General features: G+C 63.4%; 15 protein-coding genes and 1 tRNA gene. 8 read left to right on the top strand and 8 right to left on the bottom strand.

Translation table 11 applies throughout. From position 1 onward, the window contains the following. Window positions 1–136: 136 nt before the first annotated feature. From ychF to JF545_RS15055, 8 genes are all read right to left on the bottom strand, one after another. Entirely contained in the window at window positions 137–1228 is a 1092-nt protein-coding gene (gene ychF, locus JF545_RS15090) for a redox-regulated ATPase YchF (protein WP_206943415.1), read from the bottom strand. 123 nt (window positions 1229–1351) lie between these two features. Further along, complete coding sequence (pth, locus tag JF545_RS15085) at window positions 1352–1936, bottom strand: aminoacyl-tRNA hydrolase (RefSeq protein WP_206943628.1); 585 nt, start codon at window positions 1934–1936, stop codon at window positions 1352–1354. Window positions 1937–2063: 127 nt separating this feature from the next. Continuing rightward, window positions 2064–2753, bottom strand: a complete 690-nt coding sequence (locus tag JF545_RS15080) for a 50S ribosomal protein L25/general stress protein Ctc (RefSeq protein WP_206943413.1) — start codon at window positions 2751–2753, stop codon at window positions 2064–2066. Window positions 2754–2872: 119 nt separating this feature from the next. Then, window positions 2873–3814, bottom strand: coding sequence for a ribose-phosphate pyrophosphokinase (locus tag JF545_RS15075; RefSeq protein ID WP_206943411.1), 942 nt, complete (start codon window positions 3812–3814; stop codon window positions 2873–2875). A gap of 72 nt (window positions 3815–3886) precedes the next feature. Next, window positions 3887–3961: transfer RNA gene (locus JF545_RS15070), tRNA-Gln, on the bottom strand. Between the two features lie 16 nt (window positions 3962–3977). Next, complete coding sequence (ispE, locus tag JF545_RS15065) at window positions 3978–4859, bottom strand: 4-(cytidine 5'-diphospho)-2-C-methyl-D-erythritol kinase (protein ID WP_206943408.1); 882 nt, start codon at window positions 4857–4859, stop codon at window positions 3978–3980. Window positions 4860–5018: 159 nt separating this feature from the next. Further along, the gene (lolB, locus tag JF545_RS15060) at window positions 5019–5633 is read right to left on the bottom strand and encodes a lipoprotein insertase outer membrane protein LolB (protein ID WP_242520891.1); all 615 of its coding nucleotides are present in this window, start codon (window positions 5631–5633) and stop codon (window positions 5019–5021) included. A 98-nt stretch (window positions 5634–5731) separates the two neighbouring features. Further along, the gene (locus JF545_RS15055; RefSeq protein WP_242520890.1) at window positions 5732–7489 is read right to left on the bottom strand and encodes a tetratricopeptide repeat protein; all 1758 of its coding nucleotides are present in this window, start codon (window positions 7487–7489) and stop codon (window positions 5732–5734) included. A 181-nt stretch (window positions 7490–7670) separates the two neighbouring features. On the opposite strand from JF545_RS15055, the gene hemA reads away from it, so the two are divergent. From hemA to JF545_RS15015, 8 genes are all read left to right on the top strand, one after another. After that, entirely contained in the window at window positions 7671–8936 is a 1266-nt protein-coding gene (hemA, locus tag JF545_RS15050) for a glutamyl-tRNA reductase (RefSeq protein WP_206943404.1), read from the top strand. A 67-nt stretch (window positions 8937–9003) separates the two neighbouring features. Then, on the top strand, window positions 9004–10095 hold the full coding sequence (prfA, locus tag JF545_RS15045) for a peptide chain release factor 1 (protein WP_206943402.1): 1092 nt from the start codon (window positions 9004–9006) through the stop codon (window positions 10093–10095). Beyond that, on the top strand, window positions 10095–10931 hold the full coding sequence (prmC, locus tag JF545_RS15040; RefSeq protein WP_206943399.1) for a peptide chain release factor N(5)-glutamine methyltransferase: 837 nt from the start codon (window positions 10095–10097) through the stop codon (window positions 10929–10931). Before prfA ends, prmC begins: the two co-directional genes overlap by 1 nt. Before the next feature lie 259 nt (window positions 10932–11190). Beyond that, window positions 11191–11691, top strand: coding sequence for an Lrp/AsnC ligand binding domain-containing protein (locus tag JF545_RS15035; RefSeq protein WP_206943397.1), 501 nt, complete (start codon window positions 11191–11193; stop codon window positions 11689–11691). Window positions 11692–11698: 7 nt separating this feature from the next. Continuing rightward, window positions 11699–12481, top strand: a complete 783-nt coding sequence (locus tag JF545_RS15030; protein ID WP_206943395.1) for a HesA/MoeB/ThiF family protein — start codon at window positions 11699–11701, stop codon at window positions 12479–12481. Next, the gene (locus JF545_RS15025) at window positions 12478–13395 is read left to right on the top strand and encodes a LysR family transcriptional regulator (protein WP_315901005.1); all 918 of its coding nucleotides are present in this window, start codon (window positions 12478–12480) and stop codon (window positions 13393–13395) included. Before JF545_RS15030 ends, JF545_RS15025 begins: the two co-directional genes overlap by 4 nt. Before the next feature lie 416 nt (window positions 13396–13811). Then, window positions 13812–15101 carry an NAD(P)/FAD-dependent oxidoreductase gene (locus tag JF545_RS15020; protein WP_206943391.1) on the top strand — a complete coding sequence of 430 codons (1290 nt, stop codon included), beginning with the start codon at window positions 13812–13814 and terminating at the stop codon, window positions 15099–15101. 68 nt (window positions 15102–15169) lie between these two features. Beyond that, window positions 15170–16396: an ABC transporter ATP-binding protein gene (locus JF545_RS15015; protein WP_206943389.1), complete on the top strand. Its 1227-nt coding sequence runs from the start codon at window positions 15170–15172 to the stop codon at window positions 16394–16396. The last annotated feature ends 3 nt before the right edge of the window (window positions 16397–16399 follow it).

Genomic DNA, 16399 nt, shown 5'->3' with positions numbered 1-16399 from the left:
GGCGTACCTCGGTGCCGTTCTGGTCATCGTGCTGGCCGGGCCTGCATTTCGACACCAGCGAGTGGTGGCAGGCCTCAGGCCCCGCTCAGCTCAGCTCAGCTCAGCTCAGCTCAGGCCCAAGCGTGTCGCGCCTGGATCAGACGTTGAAGCGGAAGTGCACCACGTCACCGTCTTTCAGCACGTAGTCCTTGCCTTCCAGGCGCCACTTGCCGGCGTCCTTCGCACCCTGCTCACCGTTGAGGCTGACAAAGTCTTCGTAGGCCACGACTTCGGCACGGATGAAGCCTTTCTGAAAATCGGTATGAATGACGCCAGCGCCTTCCGGGGCCGTCGCGCCGACCTTGACGGTCCAGGCACGCACTTCCTTCACACCCGCCGTGAAGTAGGTCTGCAGACCCAGCAGCGCGTAGCCAGCGCGAATCACGCGATCGAGGCCGGGCTCTTCCATGCCCATCTCGGCCAGGAACATCTCACGTTCCTCGTCGTCGAGTTCGGCGATCTCTGCCTCGAGCTGGTTGCACACAGGCACCACTACCGCGCCTTCCGCCTCGGCAATCCCCTTCACCACGTCGAGGTAAGGATTGTTGTCGAATCCATCCTCGTTGACGTTGGCGATGTACATGGTGGGCTTGAGCGTCAGGAAACCAAAGCTCTTGATCTGCTTCTTCTCGTCGTCAGAGAGATCGAAGCTGCGCAGCGGCTGGCCTTCTGCCAGGTGAGGCTGGATGCGGTCGAGCACCGCCTTGGTGGCGATGGCGTCCTTGTCGCCGCCCTTGACCACGCGAACCAGGCGCTGGATGGCCTTTTCCACGGTATCCAGGTCGGCCAGGGCCAGTTCCAGGTTGATGGTCTCGATATCCGCCGCCGGATCGACCTGGTTGGCCACGTGGATGACGTTGTCGTTATCGAAGCAGCGGACCACGTGGGCGATGGCCTGGGTCTCCCGGATATTGGCGAGGAACTGGTTGCCGAGGCCTTCACCCTTGGACGCGCCGGCGACCAGGCCGGCAATATCCACGAATTCCATGGTGGTCGGTACGACCTTCTCCGGCTTGACGATCTCCGCCAGCTTATCGAGACGCGGATCCGGCATCGGCACGATGCCGACATTGGGCTCGATGGTGCAGAACGGGAAGTTCTCGGCGTCGATGCCGGACTTGGTCAGGGCGTTGAAGAGGGTGGACTTGCCGACATTGGGCAGGCCAACGATGCCGCAGTTGAATCCCATGGGTGATTCCTGAAATAAGGTGAAGGAAGTCGAGTCATCGCAGAAAGCGCATCAGTGTATGACGTCGAGTGGCAGAGTGACAGCCTGTCTCGACCCGCTGAGCGCTGCCGCGGGAGTCTGTCGTCAGGCCGAATGGCTGTGCAGGCGATTCATCGCCTTGGCCCAGTCGCCCGCCAGGGCCTGGGGCAGTGTCGCCAGGCACTCGATCAGCGCGCCGTCGATCGCCTCTCGCTCGCTCTTGCCGGGACGGCCAAGCACGTAGTTGGTGACCAGATTGGCACTGCCCGGATGGCCGATGCCGATGCGCGCACGATGGAACGACTTGTCATTGCCCAGTGCGCTGATGATGTCGCGCAGGCCGTTGTGTCCACCGTGGCCGCCGCCCTGCTTGTAGCGGGCGCTGCCAGGGGGCAGGTCGAGTTCATCATGGGCGACGAGCATCTCGTCAGGGGCCAGCTTGAAGAAATTGGCGAGGGCGGCCACGGCGGCGCCGGAGCGATTCATGTAGGTCGTCGGTACCAGCAGGTGCAGGTCTTGTCCTTCCACAAAGGCCTTGGCATAAAGCCCAAGAAACTTCTTTTCCGGGCGTAGCTCGGCAGACGCCTGGCGGGCCACTTCCTCTACCAGCCATGCGCCAGCGTTGTGGCGGGTCGCCTCATACTGGGCGCCGGGATTGGCCAGGCCAATCAGTGCCTTGATCCGTGTCATGCTCATGTCTCCGGCCGCGGTGCGGGCAAGCGCTTTGCTCAGGGCCTCGGCGGCGCGACGCTGGGCAAAGCGATCGATGAAAACGAAAAGGGCCACCGCAGTGGCCCTTGAATCAAGCGGACAGGGATTACTCCTTGTCGCCTTCTTCGCCTTCGTTCTTCGCTTCCTCGGCAGCGTCGGCGCTGGCATCAGCGGCGGCAGCTTCGTCCTCGGCAGCTTCTTCGTCGGACTGCATGGCCTTGGCCTTGGTCACGTTGACGATGGCCTGGTCATGGTCTTCGCCGTAAGTCAGCTCGACGATGGTGACGCCAGCCGGCGCCTTGAGGTCGGACAGGTGCAGAGTGCTGCCCAGCTCCAGGCCGGCGATGTCGACTTCGAGGTAGTCGGGCAGATCTTTCGGCAGGCAGCTGATTTCAACGTCGTTGGCCAGCTGGTGCAGTTCACCGTCCTGCTCCTTGAGCGCCTTGGACTCGTCCTGACCGACCACGTGCAGCGGTACGCGCATGGTGATCTCGTGAGTCGCATCGACACGCAGGAAGTCAGCGTGGGTCACCAGCGGCTTGTACGGGTGACGCTGGAGGTCACGCACGACAACCTGCTGGGCCTTGCCATCTACCTCAAGGGTGATGACGGAGGAGAAGAAGGCTTCTTCTTCCAAGGCCTTGTAGAAGGCGGTCTTGTCCACAGCGATGGGCTGCGGCGTCTTCTCTCCACCGTAGATGATGGCAGGCACTTGCTGGTTCGCACGACGCAGGCGGCGGCTCGCACCTTTCCCCAGGTCGTTACGAACGTTGGCGGTAAGTTTGTAGTCAGACATGGATTTGCCTCTTGGCTAAAAGTAAGGAAGCCACCGAGCCCGCGACCAGACCTCGATGGTTCCAGGTGCCCCGGAGACCGGGGCGCGTTACCCGCGCAATGTGCTGGCCTTTCGCAGGCTCAGTGGAACATCGCGCTGACGGATTCTTCATTGCTGACACGGCGAATCGCTTCCGCGATCAGGCCGGCCACGCTCAGCTGGCGAATACGCCCGCTGCGACGAGCGGTTTCGGACAGCGGGATGGTGTCTGCCACCACGACCTCGTCCAGAACCGACTCGGAAATGTTGTCCACCGCAGGGCCAGACAGGATCGGGTGGGTGGCATAGGCCACCACACGGCGCGCGCCGTGATCCTTGAGGGCCTCACCGGCCTTGCACAGGGTGCCAGCGGTGTCGATCATGTCGTCCACGACCACACAGGTGCGGTCCTGAATATCACCGATGATATGCATCACCTGAGCCTGGTTGGCCTGGGGACGACGCTTGTCGATGATCGCCAGATCAGCGTTCAGCTGCTTGGCGATGGCACGTGCGCGGACAACGCCGCCAACGTCGGGGGAGACCACTACCAGATCGTCGTAGTTCTGGCGCTCGATGTCGTCGAGCAGGATCGGTGAACCGTAGACGTTGTCGACCGGAACATCGAAGAAGCCCTGGATCTGATCGGCGTGCAGGTCCATGGTCATCACCCGGTCAACGCCCGCCTTGACCATCATGTCGGCGACGATCTTGGCCGAGATCGGTACACGGGCAGAGCGCACGCGGCGATCCTGGCGGGCATAGCCGAAGTAGGGCACCACTGCCGTGATACGGGTAGCGGAGGCCCGGCGCAGGGCGTCAACCATCAGGATCAGTTCCATCAGGTTGTCGTTGGTCGGTGCACAGGTGGACTGCAGGACAAAGACATCCTTGCCGCGCACGTTCTCGTTGATCTCGACCGCGACCTCTCCGTCGCTGAACTGACCGACCGTGGCATTGCCAAGCCGGCTGTCCAGGCTCTCGGCGACCTTACGGGCGAGTTCGGGGTTGGCATTCCCGGCGAAAACCATCAATTTTGACACGCGCAGCCACCTTTGCTGTGTTGGGTCTTCAGTGTGAGTCTGGGGGAGTGAGTCCAGGACTCAGAAGGAAGTTGGCTGGGGTAGGAGGATTCGAACCTCCGCATGCCGATACCAAAAACCGGTGCCTTACCGCTTGGCGATACCCCAGCAATAACGTCCTGCCTCAATCATCGGGCAGGGCGTCGAGGAGAGGCGATCGATTCAGGCCCTTGGCCTTGAAGGCGTGCCAGTCCGGTTGCTGCTGCTCTATTGCTTCAAGCAGCGCCACCGCGTCGGCTTCCGACGTCAGACGGGCAAAAACACATGCTCCGGTACCCGTCAACATCGACGGCGCCCGGGTGTTCAGCCAGTCCAAGGCACGAGCCACGTCAGGATAGCGCTGCCTGACAGTGTCTTCGCAATCGTTGCGCCAGCTCGACGCTCCCCCCTTGAGTGCGCGCGCCATGGTAATGGCGGGGGTGTTCCGTGTCAATTCTGGCGCAGTGAAGACCGCGGGGGTCGATACGCTGATACCGGGGTGCACGACCACAAACCAGGGGGTATCGAGGTCCACCGGGGTCAGGCGCTCACCGATGCCCTCGGCCCAGGCGGCGTGGGCGTTGACGAAGACCGGAACGTCGGCGCCGAGGCTGAGCCCAAGCTCAGCCAGCTGCGGGCGAGGGATGCCCAGACCCCATAGATGGTTGAGTCCTGCCAGCACGCTGGCAGCATCGCTGCTTCCGCCGCCCAGGCCACCCCCCATGGGCAGCCGCTTGGTTACCGAGAGCGTAGCGCCGAGGTGGCAGCCGCTGGTCTGTTGCAGGTGTCTGGCGGCGCGCCACACCAGGTTGTCCTGGGGAGCAACGCCGTCGAGGGCAGCGTCCAGCACCAGCTGGCCATCCTCGCGCAGCTCGATGGTAATGTCGTCGCCATGGTCGAGGAACTGGAATAGCGTCTGCAGCTCGTGATAGCCGTCGGCTCGACGGCCGACGATATGCAGCATGCGGTTTAGCTTCGCCGGGGCGGGCAAGGTCAGCCGCGTGGCGGTGGTGGGTGGCTGGGGCATGGCCATATTGCCTTTACTGGTCGTGCCGTCGAGCAGCCGCGGCTGCTCGAATGACTGCTGGAATGACTGCCCACATGACTGCCCTGGTGACAGGCCGAGCGATGGCGTGGGTGATGGCGTGGGTGATGGTTTGCGTCATGGCTTAAGCAAAGGTGCGCGTCATTCTTCGAGCGGTTGCCACTGATTGACCACCAGAGTGGCTCGCAGATCGTCGTAGGTCATGACCAACCGGCGCGGCAGCCAGGTACCAGACACATCTTCCCAACCACGATAGTCGATCTCCCAGCCGTCCTGTTCCAGGGTGGCAGGAAAGCCGAGCTCATCTTCTGTCATGCGGTGGTCGCTGTTGTCGGCGGGCAGTCCTCTTACCCAGTCGGTCAGACTGGACACCGGCAGTGACCAGCCCAGGCGCTGTTCCATCAGGGCTTCGGGGCTGTCGGCCTCGAAGCGCCCTTCGCTGGTCGTCAACGAGACGCGGCCGTCACGGCCTTCCAGGGTGCTGCGACCGGCGCCCATCGGTCCCGTCACCAGCAGGCGGTAGTGGTAGGGCGTCTGGCGCCAGTCCAGGTTGGCGCTGGTGGAGTCTTCAGGGGTGCGCAGTCCCACCTTGCCGGTCAGGTTCCAGGCGGTAAAGGCTTCCACCTGGGACAGCTGCGCTTCCCAGTCGCCGGCTTCGCGCTCGGTGCGCGGCTCGGTCACGCTCTGGGAGGTGGCGCAGCCAGCCAATAAAGAAAGGCTAAGGGCGATAGTGGGAAGTCGTAGAGAAGGCATCATCGCGGGGTCCTTGCGGGTCATCGGGAGACACACTATGAGAATAAAGGTAGAGCGTTGCGGGGGAGGGCGGTCACCTACCCGGCAGACGCCTGGTACTGTCAGGGGGCAATTTCAGGCCGTCGATCCAGCAGGTCGACAATCAGCGGGCGTTCCTCGAAGCGTTCCTGCGCCTGCTTGAGCAGGTCGCGGGCGCGTTCGCGCTCGCCAAGGTCCCACAGCACCTCAATCAGGTGGGCCGCCACTTCCTGGTCCGGAATCTGGCGCCAGGCCTGTTCAATCCAGGGTAGCGCGACCTCAGGCTTGCCTTCGCGATAGGCGATCCAGCCCAGGCTGTCGAGAATCGCCGGATTGTCCGGCGACAGTTCGTAGGCGCGCTGAATCAGTCGCCTTGCCTCGGCGAAGTCATCAGGGTCGCCTGCATCTGCCAAGGTATAGCCAAGGGCATTGAGGGCGACCGCATTGTCCGGCTGCTGTTCGACCAGAGTGCGTAGATCCTGTTCCGACGTGTCCATGTCTCCCTCGGTCCAGGCGCGCATGGCGCGGAAGTAGCGCAGGTCACCGTCTTCCGGTGTGCGGGTCAGTTCGCGATTGAGCAATGTCTCGGCCTGGGCATTCATGCCCTGCTGGTCGAGCAGTTGGACTTCGGTGACCACCAGGCCGGTATAGGCCTCATCGTGGCGCAGGCGTTCGACCCGCAGGAACGCGCGCGCATCCAGCAGTCGATCGGCCTCGATCAGCATGCTGGCCGCCCGCTGACGGGACAGCAGGAAGTCGGGCCCAGGGGGGACTCGCCGGTAGTACAGCAGGGCGTTATCGACGTCGCCTTCCTGCTCGGCGATGCTGCCGAGTAATAAATAGAGGGCGCTGGGCGCCTGGGGGTCATCGACCAGCGGCAGCAGCAGACGTCGGGCCGGCGCGCGATGGCCTTCTTCCAGGTAGAGCTGGGCCAGGCCGACCCGCAGCAGCGGATTGTCGCCGCGGGTATCCAGCAGCGTGTCGGTGTTCCCCTCGGCCGAGGTCAGGTTGCCCAGACGGATGTCGGCTCGCGCCATAAGAAGAAGGAAGCGAGGATCTTCCGGTGATTGGTCAAGGCCGCGGCGTGCGGTGCTGCGAGCCTGCTGGTAGCGGCCTGCATCCAGAGCGATGCGTGATTCCGCCAGCAGTCCCTGGGTGCTGTTACGGCTGCTGGCATCGAGTGCGGCAATTCGCCGCTGTGCCGCGTCGTGGTTGCCCGAGGCGGAATCGGTCAGGGCCAAGGCCAGCTGCAGGTCGTCCCGTTGGCGCGCGTCGCGCTGACCGGTGGTCAACGCCTCGTTCAATTGTGCCGCCAGCGCCTGAGGATCGGCGCCGCTGGACAGAGCGGTGTCGACGAAGCGGGTAATGTCGTCTTCCCCGGGGGCGATCAGTCGCTGCTGCAGCGCTTCTGTCCAGTTGCCGCGGCTGCCCGCCAGGTTGCCGAGAATCTGAGCCGCCACTGGAGCTTCTGGCGAGACCGACTGCCACTGGCGCGCTGCGCGTTCGATCAAGGCGGTATCGTCGGTAAAGCGTGCCGCCAGGGTGGCGCGCTCGACCAGGGCCGGCGAGCGATAGCGTTCGGCGGCGGCCAGATAGCCTTCGGTGGCTCGACGATAGTCGCCGCGCTGGCCAGCCATCTCCGCGATCAACAGGGTCGACAGGCCTTCAGCGTCGAGCCCCCGGGTGATCGGGGGAGCGCCCGCCATCGGGTCGTCGGATGCCATGTCATAGGCGCTGCCGCTGGGGCTATAGGAGACGCTTTGGCAGCCGGCAAGCCACGCTGTCAGCGACAGGGCAAGCAGGGTGCGGGCTGGCATTCCTTGGCGCGCGTTCGAAGGCATTGAGGCATCATCTTTTCCATCAGGAATCCCAGCATAACGGCTTGGCGTCTCTTGGCAAAGGTCAATACCTTAAGGCGGCGACAAGGGAGCGAGCTCGCCACACCCTATGGTAGGATAGGGCGCCTTGCAGGAGTGGTTCACTGGACCACCCCAGACACCCGCTGATGAAGACGTCGAACGCATGACCCTGCTCGCCCTTGGCATCAATCATCGAACCGCCGCCATCGAGGTGCGCGAAAAGGTGGCTTTTGGCCCCTCGCAGCTGACGCTGGCGCTCAGCGAGCTGCGCGCGCTGCCTGGTGTGCACGAAGCGGCGGTGCTGTCGACCTGTAACCGTACCGAGCTGTACTGCGTCACCGATGCTCGCGGCGAGTCGGATGTACTTGATTGGCTCAGCCGGTTTCACGCTCTACCCCGAGAAGAGCTGTTGCACTGCGCCTACCATTATCTGGATGGGGATGCCGCCCGACACCTGATGCGTGTGGCGGTAGGTCTCGATTCCATGGTGCTGGGTGAGCCTCAGATTCTGGGGCAGATCAAGGACGCCTATCAGGCGGCGCGCGAGGCGCAGGGGCTGGGGGGAGAGCTCGAGCGACTGTTTCAACATACCTTTGCCGTCGCCAAGCAGGTGCGTACCGAGACGGCCATCGGTGAGAACCCGGTGTCGGTGGCGTATGCCGCCGTCAGTCTGGCCAGTCGCATTTTCGATGATTTCGGTCGCGCCCGAGCGCTGCTGATCGGGGCGGGCGAGACCATCGAGCTGGTGGCCCGCCATCTGCACGAGGCGGGGGTGCAGCAGTTGACCGTGGCCAATCGCACCCGCGAGCGCGCCAGCGTGCTGGCCGGTGCCCTGGGTGGCACCGCCATCAGCCTCGATGAAATTCCCGAGGCGCTGGAACATGCCGACATCGTGATCTCTTCTACGGCGGCGCCGCTGCCGATACTGGGCAAGGGGATGGTGGAGCGGGCGCTGAAGCGTCGCCGTCATCGCCCCGTGTTCATGGTGGACATCGCGGTGCCGAGGGACATTGAGCCCGAGGTGGGGGACCTGTCCGATATCTTCCTTTATACCGTCGATGACCTGCAGGAGGTCATCGAGGAAAATCGCCGCCACCGCCAGGTGGCCGCGGATCAGGCAGAATCGCTGATCGAGCATGGCGTTACCCACTGGCACAAGGAGCGCCGCGTTCGTGGCGCCGGTGAAGTGATTCGTGACGTGCGTGCCAAGGGCGAGGCGCTGCGCGACGAGGCCCAGGCTCAGGCCCTGGAGCGGCTGGCCAAGGGGGAAGACCCTGAGGCCGTGGTTCGGCGGCTGGCCCACCAGTTGACCAATCGCCTGTTGCACCAGCCGACCCTGGCGCTGCGAGGCGCGGCGGCCGACGAGCGCCAGGAGCTGATGGATGCTGCTGTGGAGCTGCTGCTGGGCGAGTCCCATTCGCCGGGCTGATGCGCTCAGCACGGCCTGCGGCTGTCGGGTGTGCTGCTCCCTCTTACATGATTTCAAGGAATAACCGATGAAAGCTTCCCTGCGTGAGCGCCTCGATGCCTTCGTCGACCGCTTCGAGGAACTCTCTGCCCTGCTGGCAGAGCCCGATGTGATCAGCGACCAGGCTCGCTTTCGTGACTACTCTCGTGAATACGCTGAGCTTGAGCCTCTGGTCGAGGCCTGGCAGCGCTATCGCAGCATCGAAGAGGACGTGGCGACTGCCGAGCAGATGGCCGAGGACGCCGACGCCGATATGCGTGAGCTGGCTCAGCTGGAGCGCGAAGAAGGGCTTGAGCGACTCGAGGCGCTCGAGGTCGAGCTGAAGCAGCTGCTGGTGCCCAAGGACCCTGATGATGGACGTAACGTCTTTCTCGAGGTGCGTGCCGGCACCGGCGGTGACGAAGCGGCGCTGTTTGCCGGTGACCTGTTTCGCATGTACTCCCGCTACGCCGAAAACCAGGGATGGAAGGTCGAAGTGGTCAGCGCTAGCCACGGTGAGCAGGGCGGTTACAAGGAAATCATTTCGCGGGTCAAGGGCGAGGGAGTCTATGCACGGCTCAAGTTTGAGTCCGGGGCCCACCGCGTACAGCGAGTTCCCGCCACCGAGTCCCAGGGGCGTATCCATACCTCGGCGTGCACCGTCGCGGTGATGCCGGAGGCGGACGAGGTCTCCGATATCGATATCAACCCTGCCGATCTTCGCGTCGATACCTTTCGTTCCAGCGGTGCGGGCGGTCAGCACGTCAACACCACCGACTCTGCCATCCGTATCACCCACCTGCCCACCGGCGTGGTCGTGGAATGTCAGGAAGAGCGCAGTCAGCACAAGAATCGCGCCAAGGCGATGTCACTGCTGGCCGCCAGGCTCAAGCAATCCGCCCAGGACAGTCAGCGGCAGGAGCAGGCCGATGCCCGCCGTTCGCTGGTCGGGTCGGGGGATCGCAGTGAGCGCATTCGCACCTATAACTTCCCCCAGGGGCGGGTAACCGACCACCGCATCAACCTGACGCTCTACAAGCTCGGTGAGGTGGTATCAGGTGAAGGGCTGGATGAGGTGATCCAGCCGCTGATCCATGAGTATCAGGCAGAACAGCTGGCAGCGCTGCAGCAGGAGCATTGATGCGCATCGACCTGTTGCTGGGCCGCGCGGGGGCGAGGCTAGCCTCCGCTGGCAGCCCCACTGCGCGGCTGGATGCGGAAGTGCTGGCGATGAAGGTGCTCGGGGTCGATCGCACCTGGCTCTACACCTGGGGCGACCGCCCCATGGAACCGCTGGCAAGGGCGCGCTTCGAGGCTCTGGTCGCTGCCCGCGCCCAGGGCACCCCGGTGGCCTACCTGACCGGCGAGCGAGAGTTCTGGGGACTGACGCTGGAGACGGCGCCAAGCACGCTGATCCCCCGTCCCGATACCGAAACCCTGGTCACGGCGGCGCTGGAAAAGGCGCAGGCTGACGTCGGCCGTTTTCTCGACCTGGGCACCGGTACCGGGGCCATCGCCCTGGCGGTTGCCAGCGAGCGCCCGGCCTGGCATGTCACCGCGGTAGACCTGTCTGTGGATGCCGTGGGGCTGGCGCGGCGCAATGCGCGTCGTCACGGACTGCAGGTCCGCGTTCAGCAGAGCGACTGGTTTACGGCTGTCGCGGGCGAGCGCTTTGATCTGATTGCCTCCAACCCTCCCTATATTGACCCGGATGACCCTCATCTGGACCTGGGAGACGTGCGCTATGAACCGGCTTCGGCGCTGGTGGCCGCCGACCGAGGATTAGCGGACCTCTTTACGATTGCCGACCAGGCGCGAGAGCACCTTACGGTTGGAGGCTGGTTGATGATGGAGCACGGCTTCGACCAGGCGACGGCGGTGCGCGACCAGTTGATCGCACTGGGCTATGCCAATGCCAGCAGTCTTCGGGATCTGGCAGGACACTCGCGAGTGACGCTTGGGCAGTGGTTGCCGTAGCGCTCCGCCGTGCTTGGACCCAGCGGCAGGACAGGCGCGAATGACGGCGGTCCCCACGGGGATAGTGGTGCGCTGAAGCGGCCGCTGCGTTGAACCTCGGGGTGGAGTCCGTCAGAGGGCTGTGATACTGATAATCAGAAAAATACGTTGCCACCGCGCGGCGGGGCGCGAGAGATTGTTGTGAAATGCCTCTTTGTCAGGTCTTTTTTGGTCGATCTTTCCAGCTCACTGTCCCTGCCGCTAGATCATCAGGACCACAATGAAAACCAAGAACCGTTCCCTTGATCGTATTGATCTCAAGATCCTTCGCTGCCTCCAGGACAATGCCCGTGTGTCGTATGTGGACCTCGCCGCTCAGGTAGGGCTGTCCACCACACCGTGCCTGGAGCGGGTCAAGCGCCTGGAGCGCTCCGGCGTTATCCGCGGCTACAAGGCCATTCTCAATCCGCGCATGCTCAAGGCCAACCTGCTGGTCTTTGTGGAGATCAGTCTGGAGACACAGTCTCCCGCCGTCTTCGATGAGTTTCGCCGGGCGGTCTCAAAGTTGCCGCAGATCCAGGAGTGCCACCTGGTCTCCGGTCAGTTCGACTACATTCTCAAGTGCCGGATTCCGGAAATGTCGGCGTATCGCCAGCTGCTGGGCGATGTGGTCCTGACGCTGCCCGGAGTAAAGGAATCCAAGAGCTACGTGGTCATGGAGGAGGTGAAGGAAGACTTCGCCCTGCATGTGCCGGACATCGCAGAATTCGAGGACAAGTGACCGCGCCATGAATGATCAGCAACTGCTGCGTTACAGCCGCCAGATCATGCTGCCTCAGGTCGACATCGAAGGGCAGGAGCGCCTGCTCGGCAGTCATGCCTTGGTCGTCGGGGCCGGAGGGCTGGGGTCTCCGGTGGCGCTGTACCTGGCCGCGGCCGGAGTCGGCGAGCTGACCATCGCCGATGCCGATAGTGTCGAGCTGTCCAATCTGCAGCGCCAGATCGCCCATCGTCAGGCAGACCTGGGACGCAACAAGGCGAGCTCTGCCGCAGAGGCTGCCACGGCGCTCAACGAGGGCTGTCAGGTGCATATCGTCGAGCAGCATCTCGATACCGCCGCCCTCGCTGCCCTGGCCAGCAAGGTCGACGTCATCGTGGACTGCACCGATCGTTTCAGCAGTCGCTATGCGGTCAATGCCGCCAGCGTGGCGGCCGGCGTCCCGCTGGTGTCCGGGGCGGCGATTCGGTTCTCTGGCCAGCTGGCGGTATTTGATCCGCGCCAGGAGCAGAGTCCCTGCTACGCCTGCCTCTACCCCCAGGACGACCAGCAGGATGAGGCGCTGTCCTGCGCCGAGAGTGGCGTGATTTCCCCCCTGGTAGGGGTGATCGGCTGTTTTCAGGCCCTTGAGGCGGTCAAGCTGCTGGCGGGAGCGGGGCAGGCGCACCAGGGACTTGCTACCTTTGATGGCCTGTCCGGTGAATGGCGTCATTACCGGCTGAGCCGCGACCCTCACTGTCCTGAGTGCCGCCAGCGTCCCACCGAGTCTCAGCCGCAAGAGCAGACGCCGTGAGCCGACAGCGGCCAGTCACGGATTTTGATATCCGCCTGCTGCGGGTGTTCAAGGCCGTGGCCGAGTGCGGCGGCTTTTCCGCTGCCGAGAGCGAGCTTGGCATCAGTCGGTCGGCCATCAGTCTGCACATGGGGGATCTGGAAAAGCGTCTTGGGCTTAAACTCTGCCGCCGCGGCCGAGGCGGCTTTGCGCTGACCGAGGAGGGCCGCGAGGTTCTGGAAGGAGCACGACGTCTGCTGTCGGGGCTCGAAGCCTTTCGCACCGAGGTGAATGCGCTGCATCACAGCCTTCGTGGTGAGCTGAATATCGGCATCACGGACACGCTGGTCAGCTCGCCTGAGATGCGCATTACCCATGCCCTGGCCAGCCTCAAGACCCAGGGCCCCGATGTGCGCATCAATATGCATATGGATCCCCCGGGAGAGATTGCCAGGGGGGTGCTGGATGGCCGCCTGCATGTGGGGGTGGTTCCGGCGGTCAATCTTCCCACCAGTCTCGACAGTCATGCGCTCTACAGCGAGCGTTCCGGGCTCTACTGCGGTCGAGGGCACCCCTTGTTCGACGCAAAGGACGTGGCGCTGGACGCACTCACCGACTGGGACGCAGTGGTGCCTTCCTATCCTCTCCCGGATGACGGCCGCGAGCGCCATCAGGGGCTCAAGGCCAGCGCCACCGCATCCGACCGCGAGGGTGCGGCCTTTCTTATCCTCACCGGGGCCTACCTGGGATACTTGCCAGACCACCATGCCCAGATCTGGGTGGCCCAGGGGCGGCTGCGTGAGCTTTGCCCGGCACAGGCCGCCTACGAGACGCCGTTCGTCGCCATCACTCGCCGTGATCGGCGTCCGCATCGCGTGCTGGAAGTCTTTCTGGAGGCGTTGGGGCACGAAGCCCAATCAGCGCGAGAGCCCTGATGATGGCGTGCGTTGTGTGCTCGCGTATTTCTGCTAGTCTGCTTCGTCGCTCATCGTTGATGATGGCGATGTGAGCGTATTGGGCCTGGACCAGGTGTCGAGTTTTTTTACCTTGATGGTGCTAAGTTCTGCCAGCTGCATAACAGTATGACCGACGCGTTAACGATGTCTTTTGGTCGTCCGGGACGATATGAAGCCAGAAGCGCAAAGTCTAGGTGTCGTAGCTGGAGACATGTTCGTCAAGGCCATCAGGATGGCCATGCGTTAGGAATTACTGACCTTAGGGTTAGTAGGTTTGTGTTATTGGATACTTGACGCCTGGTGGCGAAAAAATGGCACACTGTCGTCATCACCTTGCTAAAAAGGTGTGAGATTCGATAACAACAAGCGTTTACGCAACCAACACGGATTCTCCCATGACAGATTCTTCCTCGTCCGCGGCGGCCTCCTGGTACCGCGACTCCATCAAGGTGGAGCTGGCGCCGACACCGGCACTAGAAGGCCAGGTGCATGCGGACGTCTGTGTGGTCGGTGCGGGTATTACCGGCTGCTCGACAGCACTTCATCTGGCCGAGCGTGGCTACAAGGTGGTGGTCCTGGAAGCTCAGGAGGTCGGCTACGGCGCCTCTGGTCGCAGTGGTGGGCAAATCCTGCCGGGGCTTGGCACCGACATGAGTACCGTGGAGCAGGCCCTTGGGCTATCGGCTGCACGGGATATCTGGGAGATGAGTCGCGAGGCGGTTCGTCTGACCGCTGACCTCATTAAGCAGCATGACATTCCTTGCGAGCTTGCCTGGGGTTACCTGCATGCAGCGGTGAAACCGCGCCACGTTCGCGAGCTGCGCGAGCACCAGGACACCATGGCACGGAAGTACGATTACCGTGCGCTTGAATGGCGCGAGGGTGCCGCACTCAAGGAGCATGTGGTGACCGACGCCTATCCGGCCGCCCTGTGGGAGTCGGAAGCGGGCCATCTCCATCCCCTCAACTACACCTTGGGTCTCGCCCGTGCAGCGCAGCAGGCCGGGGCCGTCTTCCACGGTTTCAGTCCGGTCTCGTCGATCGAGCAGGGCACCCCAGCGCGGGTGCTCACGCCACAGGGGCAGGTCACCGCAGACAGCGTGGTGGTCGCGACCAATGCCTACGGCGATGCATTGCTGCCCCGCCTGAGCGGGCGGGTCATGCGCTGCGCCAACTACATGATTGCCACCGCGCCCATGAGTGAAGAGCAGGCCGCGTTGGTGCTGCCCCGTAACGATGCGCTGTCCGATGCCAACTTCGTGCTGGATTACTATCGGCTGTCGGCGGACCGTCGCCTGATCTATGGCGGCGAGGTCAGCTACGATGGACGCCCTCCACGCGGGCTCGAGGCACGCATTGATGGCAAGATTCGGCGTCTGTTTCCCGTGCTCAACGATGTTCAGATCGACTACCGTTGGGGTGGCGACGTCGCCATCACCTTCAATCGGGCGCCGGACTTCGGGCGTGTAGCGGCCAACGTCTACTACGCGCAAGGATACTCTGGACATGGCATGGCCATGGCCGGCCTGGCCGGCAAGCTGATGGCGGAAACCATTGCCGGCCAGAGCGAGCGCTTCGATGTCTTTGCTGCCATGCCCCATCGCCGCTTCCCTGGCGGTCGTCTTTTGAGGACGCCGCTGTTGTTGCTCGCCACACATTTCTACAAGCTTCGCGATCGGCTGTAGCAACGCACTGTCATGCTTTATCGACCGCAGCGTTTCACTGATGTGCCGACCATGACGAGGATCCCCCTATGACCGAGATACCTTCCGCTCAGCGTGCGACCCAGCATGCGGGTGATTCCAGCGCTACGCCCGCGGACTCCGGCGAGGCTGAGCATGTTGCACAACCGCACGGTTCGTCACAGCACGAGCTGTCAGAGCATGGTCCTTCAGAGCACGACCGGCCCGCAGACGGCGGATCAGAGCGCAGCGCCTCGTCGATCCATATGCAGGGACTGCACAAGCGCTTCGGCAACAGCACCGTGGCCCTTGATGGCGTTGATCTCACTATTCAGGCGGGAGAATTCTTTACTCTGTTGGGGCCGTCTGGCTGCGGCAAGACAACCCTGCTGCGTATCCTCGCGGGCCTGGAAGAAGCCGATGATGGACGGTTGACCATCGGCCAGCGTGATGTCACCGACGTGCCGCCCCACCAGCGCAGCGTCAATACGGTGTTCCAGTCCTATGCCCTGTTTCCGCACCTTTCCGTGCGCGAGAACCTGGCCTTTGGCCTCAAGATGCGCGGTGTCGATCGTCAGCAGCGGGAAGAGCGGGTAGCGCGTATTGCGCAGTTTATCCAGCTGGGGGATCTCATCGACCGGCGTATCGATCAGCTGTCGGGCGGCCAGCGTCAGCGCATTGCCCTGGCTCGAGCGCTGGTGTGCGAGCCGGATGTACTGCTGTTGGATGAGCCTCTGTCGGCGCTTGATGCGGGCTTGCGCAGCCAGCTGCAGGTGGAATTGCTGAGGGTCCAGAAGCGGCTGGGCATGACCTTTGTGTTCGTGACCCACGATCAGGACGAGGCAATGGTCATGTCCGATCGTATCGCCGTGCTCAACGGAGGCACGATCCAGCAGGTGGGGCCTCCGCGTGATGTCTACGAACGGCCCGTCAATGCGTTTGTGGCGCGCTTCATGGGACATGACAACCTCTATCCCATCAGCCGCCGGGAGGGGGATCGGGTGACCACCGAGCTGGGCGAACTGGTGCTCGAACCGGGCACGGCGGGCAGCGATGAGCTGCTGTTGATTCGCCCTGAAACCCTGGACGTGCTGCCGGGAACGCAGCAGGGCGCCAATCACCTGCATGGCAGGGTGGTGGAACGCCTGTATCGGGGCAGTCACGCCGAGTTTCGCCTGGCGGTCGGCGCGGCCACGATCCAGGCCACGATCAACAACCGTGGACACCGGCTGCCCGAGGTGGATGACGAGGTGACCCTGGTGGTGGCCGCTGAAGATCTTGTGACCGTTGCTGCATGAGGG

This window comes from Halomonas litopenaei (assembly GCF_017303055.1).
Lineage (GTDB): Bacteria > Pseudomonadota > Gammaproteobacteria > Pseudomonadales > Halomonadaceae > Halomonas > Halomonas litopenaei_A.
Note: the sequence above shows the minus strand (reverse complement) of the source record. Positions and strands in the feature narration are given on the sequence as shown.